Source organism: Streptococcus infantis (genome assembly GCF_047460875.1).
Classification (GTDB): Bacteria; Bacillota; Bacilli; order Lactobacillales; family Streptococcaceae; genus Streptococcus; species Streptococcus infantis_AA.
Genome location: NZ_JASHFI010000002.1, coordinates 65,829 through 81,930, shown reverse-complemented (window position 1 = coordinate 81,930; position 16,102 = coordinate 65,829). Strand labels below are relative to the sequence as shown.

15 protein-coding genes and 1 pseudogene are annotated in these 16,102 nt (G+C 39.3%); 9 read left to right on the top strand and 7 right to left on the bottom strand.

Annotation, left to right across the window (positions count from 1 at the left end; all coding sequences use genetic code 11):
* Position 1: 1 nt before the first annotated feature.
* The 5 genes and pseudogenes from QM887_RS02355 (at position 2) to QM887_RS02335 (ending at position 3,654) form a co-directional block, all read left to right on the top strand.
* Positions 2-820, top strand: a complete 819-nt coding sequence (locus QM887_RS02355) for an ABC transporter permease (protein WP_414270311.1) — start codon at positions 2-4, stop codon at positions 818-820.
* Between the two features lies 1 nt (position 821).
* On the top strand, positions 822-1,607 hold the full coding sequence (locus tag QM887_RS02350; RefSeq protein WP_414270310.1) for an ABC transporter permease: 786 nt from the start codon (positions 822-824) through the stop codon (positions 1,605-1,607).
* Between the two features lie 38 nt (positions 1,608-1,645).
* Positions 1,646-2,106, top strand: a pseudogene (locus tag QM887_RS02345) (GNAT family N-acetyltransferase).
* 198 nt (positions 2,107-2,304) lie between these two features.
* On the top strand, positions 2,305-3,168 hold the full coding sequence (locus tag QM887_RS02340; protein WP_414270309.1) for a hypothetical protein: 864 nt from the start codon (positions 2,305-2,307) through the stop codon (positions 3,166-3,168).
* Positions 3,169-3,339: 171 nt separating this feature from the next.
* Positions 3,340-3,654: a hypothetical protein gene (locus QM887_RS02335; RefSeq protein ID WP_414270308.1), complete on the top strand. Its 315-nt coding sequence runs from the start codon at positions 3,340-3,342 to the stop codon at positions 3,652-3,654.
* A 36-nt stretch (positions 3,655-3,690) separates the two neighbouring features.
* Here the strand turns inward: QM887_RS02335 and QM887_RS02330 are convergent, their stop codons facing one another.
* From QM887_RS02330 to QM887_RS02300, 7 genes are all read right to left on the bottom strand, one after another.
* The gene (locus QM887_RS02330; RefSeq protein ID WP_414270307.1) at positions 3,691-5,517 is read right to left on the bottom strand and encodes an N-acetylmuramoyl-L-alanine amidase; all 1,827 of its coding nucleotides are present in this window, start codon (positions 5,515-5,517) and stop codon (positions 3,691-3,693) included.
* Positions 5,518-5,649: 132 nt separating this feature from the next.
* The gene (locus QM887_RS02325; protein ID WP_414270306.1) at positions 5,650-6,003 is read right to left on the bottom strand and encodes a DUF3397 domain-containing protein; all 354 of its coding nucleotides are present in this window, start codon (positions 6,001-6,003) and stop codon (positions 5,650-5,652) included.
* 331 nt (positions 6,004-6,334) lie between these two features.
* Positions 6,335-7,195, bottom strand: a complete 861-nt coding sequence (locus QM887_RS02320) for a YihY/virulence factor BrkB family protein (protein WP_414270305.1) — start codon at positions 7,193-7,195, stop codon at positions 6,335-6,337.
* Positions 7,196-7,234: 39 nt separating this feature from the next.
* Positions 7,235-9,289, bottom strand: coding sequence for a cation:proton antiporter (locus tag QM887_RS02315; protein ID WP_414270304.1), 2,055 nt, complete (start codon positions 9,287-9,289; stop codon positions 7,235-7,237).
* 11 nt (positions 9,290-9,300) lie between these two features.
* Positions 9,301-9,555, bottom strand: coding sequence for a hypothetical protein (locus QM887_RS02310; protein ID WP_414270303.1), 255 nt, complete (start codon positions 9,553-9,555; stop codon positions 9,301-9,303).
* Positions 9,548-10,105, bottom strand: coding sequence for a tRNA (mnm(5)s(2)U34)-methyltransferase (locus tag QM887_RS02305; protein ID WP_414270302.1), 558 nt, complete (start codon positions 10,103-10,105; stop codon positions 9,548-9,550). The genes QM887_RS02310 and QM887_RS02305 overlap by 8 nt, the downstream gene beginning before the upstream one ends.
* Positions 10,089-11,045 carry a TIGR01212 family radical SAM protein gene (locus QM887_RS02300; RefSeq protein WP_414270504.1) on the bottom strand — a complete coding sequence of 319 codons (957 nt, stop codon included), beginning with the start codon at positions 11,043-11,045 and terminating at the stop codon, positions 10,089-10,091. Before QM887_RS02300 ends, QM887_RS02305 begins: the two co-directional genes overlap by 17 nt.
* A gap of 191 nt (positions 11,046-11,236) precedes the next feature.
* On the opposite strand from QM887_RS02300, the gene QM887_RS02295 reads away from it, so the two are divergent.
* From QM887_RS02295 to QM887_RS02280, 4 genes are all read left to right on the top strand, one after another.
* Positions 11,237-13,423: a PTS transporter subunit IIBC gene (locus QM887_RS02295; protein WP_414270301.1), complete on the top strand. Its 2,187-nt coding sequence runs from the start codon at positions 11,237-11,239 to the stop codon at positions 13,421-13,423.
* Between the two features lie 52 nt (positions 13,424-13,475).
* Positions 13,476-14,294, top strand: a complete 819-nt coding sequence (locus QM887_RS02290) for an endonuclease/exonuclease/phosphatase family protein (protein ID WP_414270300.1) — start codon at positions 13,476-13,478, stop codon at positions 14,292-14,294.
* A gap of 148 nt (positions 14,295-14,442) precedes the next feature.
* On the top strand, positions 14,443-15,168 hold the full coding sequence (locus QM887_RS02285) for a CppA N-terminal domain-containing protein (RefSeq protein WP_414270299.1): 726 nt from the start codon (positions 14,443-14,445) through the stop codon (positions 15,166-15,168).
* A complete protein-coding gene (locus QM887_RS02280; protein ID WP_414270298.1) occupies positions 15,165-16,097 on the top strand; it encodes a serine hydrolase domain-containing protein in 933 nt (310 codons plus the stop codon). Before QM887_RS02285 ends, QM887_RS02280 begins: the two co-directional genes overlap by 4 nt.
* Positions 16,098-16,102 lie beyond the last annotated feature (5 nt).

Genomic DNA, 16,102 nt, shown 5'->3' with positions numbered 1-16,102 from the left:
GATGGTCAAATTGTGGAGACGTTATAAACCCTTTATCAATGCAGGGATACAGGAGTTAATCACCTATCGTGTCAACTTTCTCCTCTATCGGATTGGCGATGTTATGGGAGCTTTTGTGGCCTTTTATCTCTGGAAGGCTGTCTTTGATTCCTCGCAAGAGCCTTTGATTCAGGGCTTCAGTATGGCGGATATCACCCTCTACATCATCATGAGTTTTGTGACTAATCTTCTGACTAGGTCGGATTCTTCCTTTATGATTGGTGATGAGGTCAAGGATGGTTCAATTCTCATGCGCTTGTTGCGACCAGTGCATTTTGCGGCCTCTTACCTTTTCACCGAACTGGGGTCTAAGTGGTTGATTTTTATCTCTGTTGGATTCCCATTTTTAAGTGTCATTGTTTTGATGAAAATCTTATCTGGGCAAGGTATTGTAGAAGTGCTGGGATTAACAGTCCTTTATCTCTTTAGCTTAGCGTTGGCATATCTGATTAACTTTTTCTTTAATATCTGTTTTGGATTTTCAGCCTTTATATTTAAAAATCTATGGGGTTCTCAAGTATTCAAAGCTTCACTAGTATCCTTTATGTCAGGAAGTTTGATTCCCTTGGCTTTCTTTCCAAAGGTCATTTCAGATATTCTGTCCTTCTTACCTTTCTCGTCCTTGATTTACACTCCAGTCATGATTATTGTTGGGAAATACGACGCCAGCCAGATTCTTCAGGCGCTTTTGCTTCAGCTTTTCTGGTTTATAGTGATGGTGGGCTTGTCTCAGTTGATTTGGAAACGAGTCCAGTCCTTTATCACCATTCAGGGAGGTTAGTATGAAAAAATATCAACGCATGCATCTGATTTTTATCAGACAGTACATCAAGCAAATCATGGAATACAAGGTAGATTTTGTGGTTGGTGTGCTGGGAGTCTTTCTGACTCAAGGCTTGAACCTCTTGTTTCTTAATGTACTCTTTCAACACATCCCCTCGCTAGAAGGTTGGACCTTTCAAGAGATTGCCTTTATCTATGGCTTCTCCTTGATTCCTAAGGGACTGGACCATCTCTTTTTTGACAACCTCTGGGCTTTAGGTCAACGACTAGTCCGAAAAGGAGAATTTGACAAGTATCTGACTCGTCCTATCAATCCCCTATTTCACATCCTGGTTGAGACCTTTCAGATTGATGCCTTGGGTGAGCTCTTGGTCGGTGGCATTCTATTGGGAACAACAGTGACTAGCATTGCTTGGACTCTTCCCAAATTCCTGATTTTTCTAGTTTGTATTCCTTTTGCGACCTTGATTTATACTTCCTTAAAAATTGCAACAGCCAGTATCGCTTTTTGGACCAAGCAGTCAGGTGCTATGATTTACATTTTCTATATGTTCAATGATTTTGCCAAATACCCGATTTCTATATACAATTCACTTCTTCGTTGGTTGATCAGTTTTATCGTTCCTTTTGCCTTTACGGCTTACTACCCTGCCAGCTATTTCTTGCAGGATAAAGATGGACTCTTTAATATTGGTGGTTTGATTCTGATTTCTCTTATCTTCTTTGGAATCTCTCTAAAACTCTGGGATAGGGGCTTAGATGCCTATGAAAGTGCGGGTTCTTAATAGCAAAAATTGGACCAAAATCATGAAAGGATTTTATGATGTTTGTAATTGAAGAAGTCAAGGATGAAGAGCAAAAAATGGCAGTTGTCGCTGATGTTTTAAAGGATTGCCAGAATGGTTTGGAATACCAGAAAGCACGCAAGCCTACATCGAAGGAGCCAAGGACTTGCAAGTTTGGGCAGCCTATCAGGAGAGTGATTTGCTTGGCTTTGTAAGCTTATCCTATTCTAGTGAAGACTGTGCAGAGATTGATTGTCTCGGTGTAAAAAAAGCTCATCAAGGCAGGGGAATTGGTAGTCAATTGCTTGCTACTTTAGAGAGTGAAGCTCGCAAAAACGTTGATTATCTGCAGGTCAAAACAGTGGCAGAAGGTTCTAATAAAGATTATGACCGAACAAATTTCTTTTATCGTAGTCTTGGTTTTAAAAAGTTAGAGATTTTTCCACAACTGTGGGGACCCCAAAATCCTTGCCAGATTTTGATTAAAAAGATGGGTTAAGAATGCCTTGCCCTCCTTCCTTATAGAGCTAGACTATAAGGAAATGCCAGATCTAACTCAGTTGGTAGAGCAAAGTACTCGTAAAGCCTAGGATATAGGTTCAATCTCTGCAATCGGACGAAGAAAAAGCGTAAAAAAATAGTTCCCAATCTATTTGGGTGGTAAAAGCGAATAAAAATGAAAAGAGTAGGAAATAGAATGAACAAGAAAGAATGGATCAAACAATTTGAGGAGATGCACGGGCGTAAACCAACTACATCAGAATTGACAGATGTCTTTTCTACAACTAAAAATATAAAAATGTATATCGGATTAGCAGTTACAGCTTTAGTTATTGCCGTTGTCACTAGCATCTTTTTATATTCATCTAATGCTAAGAAAGAAGCAAATCAAGCTTCGACTTCCTCAACTAAAACTGAAGAAAGGACTAGAAGTCAGGGGAAAGACGAGAAGGATAAGGAAAAAGAGGAGGAAATTCAAAAACTCAAGGATCAGTTGAAGGCCCTGGATGCTAAAATATCAGAAGCAGAGGAGCTCGTTCGTCAATTGAAAAAAGAAACTCTAGTTCCAAAATTAGATTTTGAAGCTATCAGAAATAATGATTTATCAAGTTTAGAAGGTATTTGGCGAACACCGTCTGGTAATGAATATATCATTAATGATTCCGGGGAAGTCCATTCGACTTGGGTATTGGACGGTGATAAGCAAGAATCTATTGTTGAATTTACTGCCAAAAAAAATCAAAATGGTCGCAATCCAGAAACAGTATCCCTTAGCGCCTGGACAAAGGGCTCTCTTGCGGGAGGATTTGTAGTCGTTCTTGTACCTAGTGGAATTGTGATGGAACCTGGTGATGATGGTAAAATAACTGATAATTCCAATCACGCTGAGGATAGACTCTTTGCTGGTCAACAGTATGAAGCGATGTTGATGCATCCAGAAAATGTTTACTATCGAGTTAAACCAGATACGAGTCAGTTAGAATTAGAAGAAAAGAATTTAACGAAATTGAAAGCTGATCGTGATACCCTTAAATCAACGTTAGAATCCAAAGAAAAATAAGAAGCAGGAGCCAGAAAAGGCTTCTGCTTCTTTTATAAAATTCCCGACCACTTAGTCAAGGAAGGTGACCACATAGGCAAAACCTATTGTTTGCGATTTTTATTTCTGTTATAGTAGTAATTGTCAAGGGGAGATTAAGCTTCCTAACAAAATAGAAAATGAGGTCGCATCATGAAAAAAGTAGTAGGTATCAGTTTTTTAGTAGTTGCAGTAGCAGTCTTGTATTTTGGAATTGTTGGATGGCCAAGTTTGGATGTTAACATCTGGGCACTTTTTCCAGTAGGTCTATTCTTATTCTTTACTTTTGAGAATTTGGTTAAAAAAGATTATAAGGCCAGTCTCATGAGCTTGATTATTGCCTTTATCATCGCCAATGCCATTCTTGATATCTTACCACTTTCAAGTGGTTTAGTTATCGGTGCAGGAGTGCTGGCTTGCGTGGGAATTGGATTTCTCTTTCCTGATGCTAATAAGAAAGAAGCATAATACAAAAAAGCCTCGAGCTTTCTCGAGGCTTTTTCTTTATTTACCTGCGTAATATTTTTGGATACCTTTAACAATACCTGCTACCAATTTATCTTGATAGGCTTCATTACGGATTTGTTGGTTTTCGTCAAAATTATCCATATAACCTAATTCGAGTAAGACTGCTGGTTTATCAGTTTCACGTAGGACTGCAAAGCTTCTCTGTAGAAGCCCAGCATTTTTAGCACCTGTCTCAGCTAGGAGAGAGGAATGGATATTTGCAGCAAGGCGATTGCTTTCGCTGATTCGATCAGGATGGTTATGCCAGTAGAGATTGATCTTAGCACGATAGTCGCTGTCTTCTTCGTAAGAGTAAGTTTGAATACCAGATCTCCCTGAAGCAGGATTCCCGCTTGCATTGAAGTGAATACTGATGAACATGTCTGAGTCCGTTTTGTTAACCATTTTTGAACGTTCAGTGACAAAGTCGACATAGACATCACTATCTCTCGAAGAAAGAACGGTATAACCAAGACCCTGGAGTTCCTTACGTAGTTTTTGATAAATTTGCATGGTTAGGTCTTTTTCCTGAGTATTATAATAAACAGCACCAGGATCTTTTCCACCATGTCCTGGATCTAAGAAAACAGTTTTTGTGTACTTCCCTTTTTTAAATCCACGACTTTCTGGAATTTCAGCAGTCCATTTTCCGTTGCTCTGGAAAATATGAGTTTCGCCGTTAATTTTACGGGTTCCCGTAACATAGGTTCCATTCTCATCGACATAGTAGCGAGCATTATAGTAGCTGTCCTCAATCCATTCACTTTTTGCCATGTAACCACCTGACTTGAGGTAGTAAGAGCCGATCCATTCACGCGCAGCGTAAGCTCCACCAGATTTTAAGTAGAACCAACTATTATAGCTTTTATCAAAAATCCATTCTCTTTCAGCCATAGCTCCACTATCCTTGAGATAGTAGCTACCTAACCATTGCTTGCTTGCCATAGTGGCATCTTTGTTAAAATAGTACCAAGAACTTCCAACTTTTTCCCATTTATCATGTGAAGGACGACCAGTTGCTTGGGCAAAGTACCATTTTTCATCTAACTTAACCCACGATCTTTCAGCCATAGCCCCACTGCTTGAAAAGAGATAACCATTGAAGAGCCGGCTGCTCAGCATAGTCCCGTCTTTGTCGAAGTAGTACCAAGAACCACCAATCTTTTCCCATTTTTCCTGAGAAATCTTCCCTGAGGCATTGGCATAGAACCATTTTTCATCTAATTTGGCCCAACCTTGGCTAACCATAGCACCGCTCTTAGAAAAGAGATAGCCGTCCCAAATGGTGTTATTAAGCATTATCCCGTCTTTGTCAAAGTAGTACCATACACCACCGATTTTCTCCCATTTTTGCTGGGAAATTTTACCAGATGAATTTGTATAATACCATTTGTCCTCTAGTTTACTCCAACCACCACTAGCCATGACTCCATCTTTATCAAAGACATAGCCATCAAAGGTCGTATTACTCAGACGATTGCCGTTTTGGTCAAAGAAGTACCATTTGCCTTGGATTTGTTTCCAATTGATCACAGGCTTATTATTTTCATAGAAGCGCCATTGGTTTTCTTCTTCTGACCATCCGTCTTTTTTGATTTCTGGGGCAGGTGATTCCTCTTTTGGAGCTGAACTTGGACTAACTTCAGTAGCACTTGTCTCCTCTTTTTTAGGAAGCCTACTATCTTCGACCTTGTCTTTATTTCCTTGGTTAGCAGTGGTTTCTGCAGTGGAAGGCTGGACTTTGTTTTCTTCAGCGTAGCTTGGACTTGTTGTAAATCCTAAAATTGAAAGTGTGATGGCACTAGCCATGAGTGTTTTTTTCACTTGATTATTCTCCTATTTATTTATAATAATCCCTATTTTTAAAATTTCATTAAAAAAGCACCTCAAAGATTCATGGTTCCTTGCCAAACTCAAGAGGTGCTGGCTAATTTTGTTTCTTCTATTAAATAAAGTTTATTTCATCAAAAAGATTTGAACAATCATAATGATATAGAGAAGCAAAGTTAGTAGAAAACCTGCCCTCCAAAAGAATTTGATAAACTTTGGATAGTAAAAACTACGTTTCTTTGTAAGAAAGAAAAATACTAAAATGATGGCAAGTAGTGATAATGCCGTTCCCAATACGGGGAGGTAGTTATGAGTAAATACCTTGGCCGTAATCAAATAATATTCAAATATTAAACAAGGGAAAGCCAAATCAGCAAAGTTGATGCCTTTCTTCTTTAGTTTAAAAAGTTTGCTGATGATAACCGTCAAAGCTAAGGTTAATACCAAAAGCAAAATCGAAGCTAATTTTATTAAAATCATGTCATTATTGTATCATAAAGTGTCGATAAATGGAAGGTAAATCCCCTGATTTAACTATGTTTTATAAAATAATAGTCATCTATAGACAGAATTGATTCCGTTATTTGTGGTGAATTTCTGAAGATCTAAGAAAGGAGGTGGGACAGTAATCAATGGACAAAGTCTCGATTTCCTAGTACCAGCCTCGCGAGGCTTCAACAAGTCATTTGATTCTTGATGGTTATGGATAGTAAAAATGAAATTTTCACCAAAAAGTCCAATCATCTACGGCTTCATAGTTTGATTGCTAATAAACAGTGAGTCCGGAATCATTTGTCCCTTCTCGTAATCGTTATTCAATTCCAAAATTTGGGTCTTTGAGACTTTGCACACTAGCATTAATCACTGCACCGATAATCAATATCTTGGCAATCAGAATGAACCAGAACATCATGACGACTACGATAATAGAACTGAAAAAACGGACGTCTACTAAGTAGTTGACATAATTATTGAAATAGACTGAAAAGATATTTAATAAACTGACGATAGTTAAGACTACAAAAGCACTTCCTGGTAGAATGTAACGAATACGAGTTACTTTAACATTGGGAAGGAAGTAATAGAGCATAATCAAGATTGCAAAAAGGAGAGCATAGATGAGTGGACCCGTAAAGTCCTGAAGATAACTCAATATTGAGCCTTCGACTTGCCAGTGGCTTTTAAGAAAGTCCAATAACATATGGCCAAACATACTTAGGAATAAGGCAAGTGCAAAGAGAATTTGAAGGCCAAAGCTAACCAAGAGGCTCATCAATTGATGAGAGATGATTCCTCTGTTTTTTGCTACGCCATAAGCCTTATTAAAGGCTTTTTGAAGAAAATCCATGGATTTTGAAAAGGTCCAGAGGGCTGATAAGATAGCAAAACTCAGTAAACCAGTTGATGGCTGAGTCAGAACTTCTCTGGCAATCTTCGCGACTACTTCATAGATAGTATCAGGGAGAAATTCCTTGATAGTCAGTAGAAAGTTGGAGATAGGAATTTGAAAGTAGGGTAAGATATTGACCACTATCATGAGTAAAGGGAAGATTGAAATCAACCAATAGTAGGCAACAGCAACGCTAGTTAACTCACTATCGGAGGCTTGATAGTAGTGCAAAAAAGCTTTTAATAAGGGTTTATCAGTCAGCTGTTTCCACAACTTTTTCATTTCACAATCCTCCAGTTTTACTCTTGTTTTCTATAGACTTTAATTTCTTCGGACTAATTCCATCATATCATAAGGTAAGGTATTAGCAGATTCTTTTAAGGAATAAGTTTCTAAATTATTAACATTTTGCCGAAGTTTTTTTGCATATTGAGCTGAGATAAGCTTTTGAGCCTCGTACTCAAAGATAGACTTACGCTCTAGGTAATAGCCTCTGAGCATTTCATCGATGTTGTTGGGCTTGATACGATTGATAACCCGTTCAACAAAGGCTCCACTAGTGATATTTCCAGTTTCACGGAGACGAGATTCCTGCATAAAGCTAATCAGAGAGCTCTTATAAATCCCTTTGAGATTTTCCAAACTTTCGATGATAATTTCAGTATTGGCTAGGTAGAGCTCTGCAATCTGGTCATAGTCAATAGCCTGAAGTCTTTGTTTTTCCTTGTCTTTCCATGAACGGAAGGTTTTCCCAAAGGTAAAGAGCTCATGTAGTAGAAAACGCAGTGTCCGTAAGGAAACGAGGAAGTGGTAGGTTAGGCGGGAAGCAAATTTACGATTGATGCCTTGCTCCATATTTTTCAAGTAGCGTTGGTAGACACGATAGCCTCTTTCTCCAATCTTACCTTCTTCGTAAGCCTGCTCCAAACTATCACTCTCAATACTAAGAATCAGCAATTTAAGAGCTTCCCAGTCCTCCTGAATTTCTTTGTTTTCTTGACTCAGAATAAGATTTTCAATCCGACCATGGTAGTTGTCAATAGCGGCATAGAGTGGCACCTTATTTTTGGTCTTGTCCAAGTCCTTCTCTAACTCCATGGCGACATCGTTTAGAATTGCAATGTGCATGAGTTGATCCTTAGATGGTTCTTGCTCCTCAGAGAGATGAGGTAAGACTAGCAAACCTGTAAGGAAACTTACAAGAGTTACACCAGCTACGAGGAAGAGAAGAAGAGGGTATTCTTGTTCCAGATTAGACGGTATCAAAAGGATAGTGGCAATGGATACAGTTCCCTTAACACCAGAAAAGGTAAGGAGGAGCATGTCTTTGACATATTTGTCTAAACTTTTATGAAGCTTCTTAATCCGAAAAGCGTAAAAGCCATAAATCATGACAAATCGGATAGCAAAAAGCAGGAAGGTCAAGAGGAAAACGCTGAGTAAGAGAAGAACTTTGTTGTAAAATGCACTCTTAAGAATTGGTTCCGCGATCATTTCCAGCTCCATTCCAAGAATAACAAAGACAGAACCATTGAGCATAAAGGTTACAGTGTGCCAAACAGTTTCAGTCACTGTATCAACCTGGGCTTCAAGCAGATTTATCTTCTTGAAACGACTGGCTTTCAGAATCCCAGCAACAACAACGGCGATGATGCCTGAAACATGGATCTCTTCGGCTATGAAAAAAGTTAAGAGAGGTAAACTAAGTTCCAATAAGAGCTCACTTGCGATATCTGTTGCACGGACGCTGAGTAGAAAGGTATGAAGGAAGCGATTGATTATGGCTGTTATAAAGCCGACTGCAAATCCTCCAACGATGGAAATGGCTAATGAAGTTCCGGCTTGGGTAAGGGAGAATGTTCCTGTTGTCCAAGCGATGAGAGCCATTCGAAAGGCTACTAGTCCAGAAGCATCATTCAGAAGACCTTCCCCTTTTAGGATATTAGAGACCCGCTTTGGGAAGGAAAAGCGTTGAGAAAGGGATGCGAAGGCGACTAGGTCAGTAGGACCTAAGGCGGCACCAACTGCTACGCAGGCTGCCAACGGAAGGCTAGCCCAAAGGACATGGGCGACTCCTCCCATGCTCAGGGCTGAGATAAAGATAACTGGGAAAATCAAGTAGAGGACAATCCGCCAGTGTTTTAGGATAGAAGTAATGTCTGCTTCTTGAGCCTCTCGGAATAGTAGCGGGCCAATGACTAAAGCTAGGAATAACTCAGTATCTAAATGATATTGGTTGTTGGGTAAGCAAAGTCCAATTCCAATCCCTAACAAAATTTGAATCAGAGGCATGGGTAAAAAGGGCAGAAGCTTATTGGTCGTACTAGAAACAATAAGAACTAGTAAAAATACCAAGAGATAAAAAAGTAAATTCATTTTCCACCTCCCTATTTTTGGTTACGACAGACTTCAAAAAGTTCCTTTTGTTCTTGAATTTTTTGATCAATCTTTGAGCAGTCCTTATGTTCGATTTTTTTCTGACAACGCTCCATTTCAAGAGTAATCAGTTTTTTCTTGATTTTCAACATTTTCTTGCTCATGCGAGCTTCGTCTAGAATCCCGACTGCACGTTCATGTTGGGTTGATTCGACAAAGTTGTGGCGGAGAGCTTCGATTTTATCTTTTAGGTACTGTTTATCCATGTCGATACCTTTCTAATTTTTCAATCATGACCAAAAACGGTGGATTGTTGATCTGGTTGAGGGTGCGATAGATAGTGGCAGTGTATTCTTGTTGTGGTAATTGGCTGACAAAATCCATGACTGCATCCTTTTCTATATCTCCACCTTCATGCCCGTAATAAATCATGATGGCTATTCGTCCACCTTTGACAAGCAAATGGCATAACTTTTCTAAAGCTTCAATAGTTGTCTGTGGTTGGGTGATGATTGACTTATCAGCAGATGGTAAATAACCGAGATTAAAAATACCTGCCTTGGCTTCTCTTACAAACTGATCCACGGTTTCATGACCTTGTAGAATTAACTCAACATTGGTCAAACCGGCTTCTTGTAGACGTTGACTTGTTTTTTCAAGAGCTTGTTCTTGTATATCAAAAGCATAGACTTGTTTAGCTAACTTTGCTAGAAAAAGGGTATCATGACCATTTCCCATGGTCGCATCAATTACAATATCCTCTCGGGTGATAACTTGGGCAAGAAAATCATGCGCCATCTCAAGTGGTCTTTTCATTATTAAACTCCTGTTTTTCAGCCTTGCATCCTTGAACACTACCTCGACGTCTCATTTCAGCTTCTATGCTATTTAGAACTTCCCATTTATTGAGACTCCACATAGGACCAATTAGCATATCTCTAGGCGCATCACCCGTAATCCTATGGATGACCATATGTTTGGGAATAATTTCTAGTTGGTCACAGATAACTTTCACATAGTCATCTTGACTCATAAGCTGCAGTCTACCCTCGTGATAATCACGTTGCATCCGAGTATTTGTCATAAGGTGAAGTAGGTGAAGTTTAATCCCTTGAATATCATTATCAGTCACACAACGACGAACATTTTCCACCATCATGTCATGAGTTTCACCTGGCAAGCCATTAATTAAATGGGCAACAATCTCAATCTTTGGATATTTTCTCAAGCGCTTAACCGTTTCCACGTAGAGTTCATAGGAGTGGGCACGGTTAATCAATTCAGAAGTTTCTTCATAGGTTGTTTGTAAACCTAACTCTACAGTAACATGCATTCGCTCGGATAGTTCTGCCAAATATTGGATAGTCTCGTCGGGTAAACAGTCTGGGCGTGTTCCGATATTGATTCCAACCACACCGGGTTCATTAATAGCTTGTTCATAGCGTTCGCGAATGACTTCGAGCTTTTCATGAGTATTAGTAAAGTTTTGAAAATAAACCAGATATTTTTTGACATCTGGCCACTTACGATGCATAAAGTCAATTTCCTTATAGAATTGCTCGCGGATAGGTGCATCAGGAGCAACAATAGCATCTCCAGAACCAGAAACTGTGCAAAAAGTACAGCCTCCATGTGCCACAGTCCCATCTCGGTTTGGACAGTCAAATCCAGCATCAATAGGAACTTTAAAAGTTTTTTCTCCAAATAAATTTCGATAATAATCATTCAAGGTATTATAGGATTTCATAGCTAATATTATAACAAAAAATGGCAGTAAACTCAAAAATGGTCAGTAAGAGATAGCATGCCCAGAAAGTGAAACGAAAGAAAAAGTCAAATTTTTTTATAAAATCCTTTACAAAAAAATAAAAAGTGGTAAAATTAAAACATAAACATGCGCAAACGTTTTCGTAAAACGTTTGCCGAATAAATATAAAGGAGATTTGAATGATGAAAGATACATTCAAAAATGTCTTGTCTTTCGAGTTTTGGCAGAAATTCGGTAAGGCTCTAATGGTGGTTATCGCTGTTATGCCAGCGGCTGGATTGATGATTTCAATCGGTAAGTCACTTGCAATGATTGACCCAAACCTTGCTCCCCTAGTTATTACTGGTGGCGTACTAGAGCAAATTGGTTGGGGAGTTATCGGTAACCTTCATATTTTGTTTGCCCTCGCTATTGGAGGAAGCTGGGCTAAGGAACGTGCAGGAGGTGCGTTTGCAGCAGGTCTTGCCTTTATCTTAATCAACCGTATCACTGGTACAATCTTCGGTGTATCAGGGGATATGTTGAAAGATCCTAACGCTATGGTTTCAACAATCTTTGGTGGATCAATCAAAGTTTCTGATTACTTTATTAGTGTTATGGAAGCTCCAGCACTGAACATGGGTGTCTTCGTAGGGATTATTTCTGGTTTTGTAGGGGCAACTGCCTTTAACAAATACTACAACTTCCGTAAACTTCCTGATGCACTTTCATTCTTTAACGGGAAACGTTTTGTACCATTTGTAGTTATTCTTCGCTCAGCAATCGCTGCAATTCTTCTTTCAGCTTTCTGGCCACTTATTCAGACTGGTATCAACAACTTCGGTATCTGGATTGCCAATTCACAAGAAACAGCACCAGTACTTGCACCATTCTTATATGGTACTTTGGAACGCTTGCTCTTGCCATTCGGACTTCACCACATGTTGACTATCCCAATGAACTATACAGCTCTTGGTGGTACTTATGATATTTTAACTGGTGCAGCAAAAGGCACTCAAGTATTTGGACAAGATCCACTTTGGCTTGCATGGGTAACAGACCTTGTTAACCTTAAAGGTACTGATGCTAGCCAATACCAAACATTACTAGATACAGTTCATCCAGCTCGTTTCAAAGTTGGACAAATGATTGGTTCATTCGGTATTTTGATGGGTGTGGCTGCTGCGATTTACCGTAATGTTGAAGCAGACAAGAAACACCAATACAAAGGAATGATGATTGCGACAGCTCTTGCAACTTTCTTGACTGGTGTTACTGAGCCGATTGAATATATGTTCATGTTCGTTGCAACACCTCTTTACCTTGTCTACGCTGTGGTTCAAGGTGCTGCCTTTGCAATGGCTGATATTGTTCACCTTCGTGTGCACTCATTTGGTTCAATCGAATTCTTGACTCGTACTCCACTGGCTGTTAACGCAGGTCTTGGAATGGATATCATTAACTTTGTTTGGGTAACTGTCCTCTTTGCAGTTATCATGTACTTCATTGCTAACTTCATGATTCAAAAATTCAACTATGCTACTCCAGGACGTAACGGAAACTACGAAACTGCTGAAGGATCAAGCGAGGACGCTGCTAAAGGTGAAGGAAAAGTAGCTGCCTCATCTCAAGCAGTTAATATTATTAACCTTCTTGGTGGCCGTGCAAACATCGTTGATGTTGATGCATGTATGACTCGTCTTCGTGTAACTGTAAAAGATGCTGACAAAGTCGGTGATGCAGAACAGTGGAAAGCAGAAGGAGCTATGGGTCTTGTCATGAAAGGACAAGGAGTTCAAGCTATCTACGGTCCAAAAGCAGACGTATTGAAATCTGATATCCAAGATATCCTTGATTCAGGTGAAATCATTCCTGAAACTCTTCCAAGTCAAATGACAGAAGCGCAACAAAACACTGTTCAATTCAAAGGTCTTACTGAGGAAGTTTACTCAGTAGCTGACGGTCAAGTTGTTGCTTTGGAACAAGTAAAAGATCCAGTATTTGCTCAAAAAATGATGGGTGATGGATTTGCAGTTGAACCTGCAAACGGAAACATTGTGTCTCCAGTTTCAGGTACTGTATCAAGTATCTTCCCAACTAAACATGCTCTTGGTCTTGTGACTGAAGCTGGACTTGAAGTTCTTGTCCACATCGGACTTGATACTGTAAGTCTTGAAGGAAAACCATTTACAGTTCACGTAGCTGAAGGACAAAAGGTTGCTGCAGGTGATCTTCTTGTTACAGCTGACTTGGATGCTATCCGTGCAGCAGATCGTGAAACTTCAACTGTAGTTGTCTTTACAAATGGTAACGCAATTAAATCAGTAACATTAGAACAAACAGGAACTCTTGTGGCTAAAACAGCAGTTGCAAAAGTAGAATTGTAATATATCAGAGGTTGGAAGCTGTTTTCCAACCTCTTGTTTATAGGAGAAAATCATGAAGTTTTTAACACTCAATACCCATAGTTGGATGGAAAAAGATCCCCAGCAAAAGTTTCAACTTTTGCTTGAGGATATATTTGAAAACAACTATGATCTTATTTGTTTCCAAGAAATCAATCAGGAAATCACTTCTCCAGAGGCAACCGTCAATCATTTTTATCAAGCTTTACCATCTGCTGAACCGATTCATCAAGACCATTACGTTAGACTCTTGGTGGAGCGTTTAGCTGAACAAGGTTTAGACTACTATTGGACTTGGGCTTACAATCATATTGGCTATGATCGATACCATGAGGGTGTAGCCATCTTATCAAAAACACCAATTGTGGCGCGGGAGATTTTGGTATCAGATGTAGATGATCCAACAGATTATCATACTCGTCGCGTTGCTCTGGCTGAGACTGTAGTAGATGGTAAGGAGCTTGCAGTTGCAAGTGTCCATCTCTCATGGTGGGATAAAGGTTTCCAAGAAGAATGGGCACGATTTGAAGCAGTTTTAAGAGAATTAAACAAGCCTCTTTTACTAGCGGGAGATTTTAACAATCCTGCAGGTCAAGAAGGTTATCAGGCTATTTTAGCTAGTCCATTAGCTTTACAGGATGCATTTGAAGTTGCTCAAGAAAGAAGTGGTAGCTACACTGTTCCACCTGAAATAGATGGTTGGAAGGGAAATACAGAACCTCTTCGAATCGATTATATCTTTACCACAAAGGATGTACAGGTAGAAAACTTAGATGTGGTTTTTGATGGTAGCAATAGTCCACAAGTTAGTGATCACTATGGTCTTCAAGCAGTTCTTTCTTGGAAGAATTGATATAACTAGTTTACTAAATACAATAGGCTCCCTTCTAATTTAGAAGGGAGTTTCATGTGCTAAAAAGGTTAATATAGTCAAAGTTTTTAGTTGAATAACTTGTAAAATACGATAAAATCCTATAAAATAAAAAGTGTTGGAGGAATTTATGAATGTAAATCAAATTGTGCGTATGATCCCGACGCTAAAGGTAAATAATAGAAGATTAAATGAATTGTTTTATATCCAGACCTTAGGTATAAAACCCTTATTAGAAGAGTCAGCTTTCCTATCACTCGGAGATCAATCGGGTGTTGAGAAATTAGTTTTAGAAGAATCACCAAGTATGAGAACTCGGAAAGTTGAAGGGATAAAAAAATTAGCTAGATTAATTGTAAAAGTAGCAAATCCATCTGAGATTGAGGCGCTATTAGCTAGAATGGAGACTCTTCCTCAGTTATACAGAGGAAAGAATGGTTATGCTTTTGAAGTCCTTTCTCCAGAAGGAGATCTCGTCCTTATCCATGCAGAAAATGACATAAAGGACTTAAGACAGGTTGATGAAGAAATCACTTTTTCAAAAGATGAGAAACTGCAATATTTGACAGCATTTGACGTCTCAGTAGAAATTAACTTGCCTGAAGAGATAGCCAGCCTTCTCGAACAAGGAGAAGTTGAGAATAGTGTAGCTTTCAAGCAAGATCAGGGGGAAGATTTGTTGGTAGAAAATAATGTTACCTGGGACTTGGCCATGCTAAAATTTCAAGTAGAGAATCTGGATCTTGCTGTATTGCGTCAGCGTTTTGAAAAAGCTGGTTACTTTATTCCAAAATCTGAGAAGTTTTTCCTAACCAAGGATGCCAACAATATCGAATTGTGGTTTGAAGAAGTATGAAACAAGAAATCATTCAAAAAATAGAGCAACAAATTGAGGCAGGGATTTATCCTGGTGCCTCTTTTGCGTATTATCGGGATGGTGAATGGTCTGATTCCTATTTAGGCGAAGCAAATCCAGAAATTGGTGAGCAGACTCGCGAGGGCTTAGTCTATGACTTAGCTAGTGTCAGTAAAGTCCTTGGAGTAGGGACTGTCCTTAGCTTTTTGTGGAGTGAAGGGAAGTTAGAGTTGGACCAATCGATAAAGGTTTATCTTCCAGAAACGGATTATCCAGACATCACTATTCGACAACTCCTAACGCATGCGACGGATTTGGATCCTTTTATCCCAAATAGGGATCAGCTTTCATCCGACCAGCTAAGAGAAGCCATGTTTCACCTTAATCGTAGAGAGAAGCGAGCTTTTCTCTACTCAGATGTGCATTTCCTCTTATTGGGATTTTGGCTGGAGAGCTATTATAAAAAGGATTTAGACCAGATTTTACAGGAGCAAGTTTTGGATCCGTGGAACATGAAGGAAACTCAGTTTGGTCCAGTTAGCCGTGCTGTTCCAACGGTCCGTGGACAGAAAGCAGGAGTGGTACATGATCCTAAGGCTCGTGTGCTTGGAAAGCATGCAGGTAGTGCAGGTTTGTTTTCGACAGTTCATGATTTAAAAATCTTTCTGGAGCATTATTTACAGGATGATTTTGCTGCAGAGTTGAGCCAGAATTTCTCAGATTTAAATGATAAGGAGCGTTCGCTTGCTTGGAACCTAGAAGGTGAGTGGCTGGACCATACAGGCTATACTGGGACCTTTATCATGTGGAATCGTAAAAAACAAGAGGCTGCTATTTTTCTATCCAATCGAACTTATGAGAAAGACGAGCGTGCCCAGTGGATATTGGATCGTAATCAGGTTATGGACTTGATTAGAGAGACAGACTAGGGAGG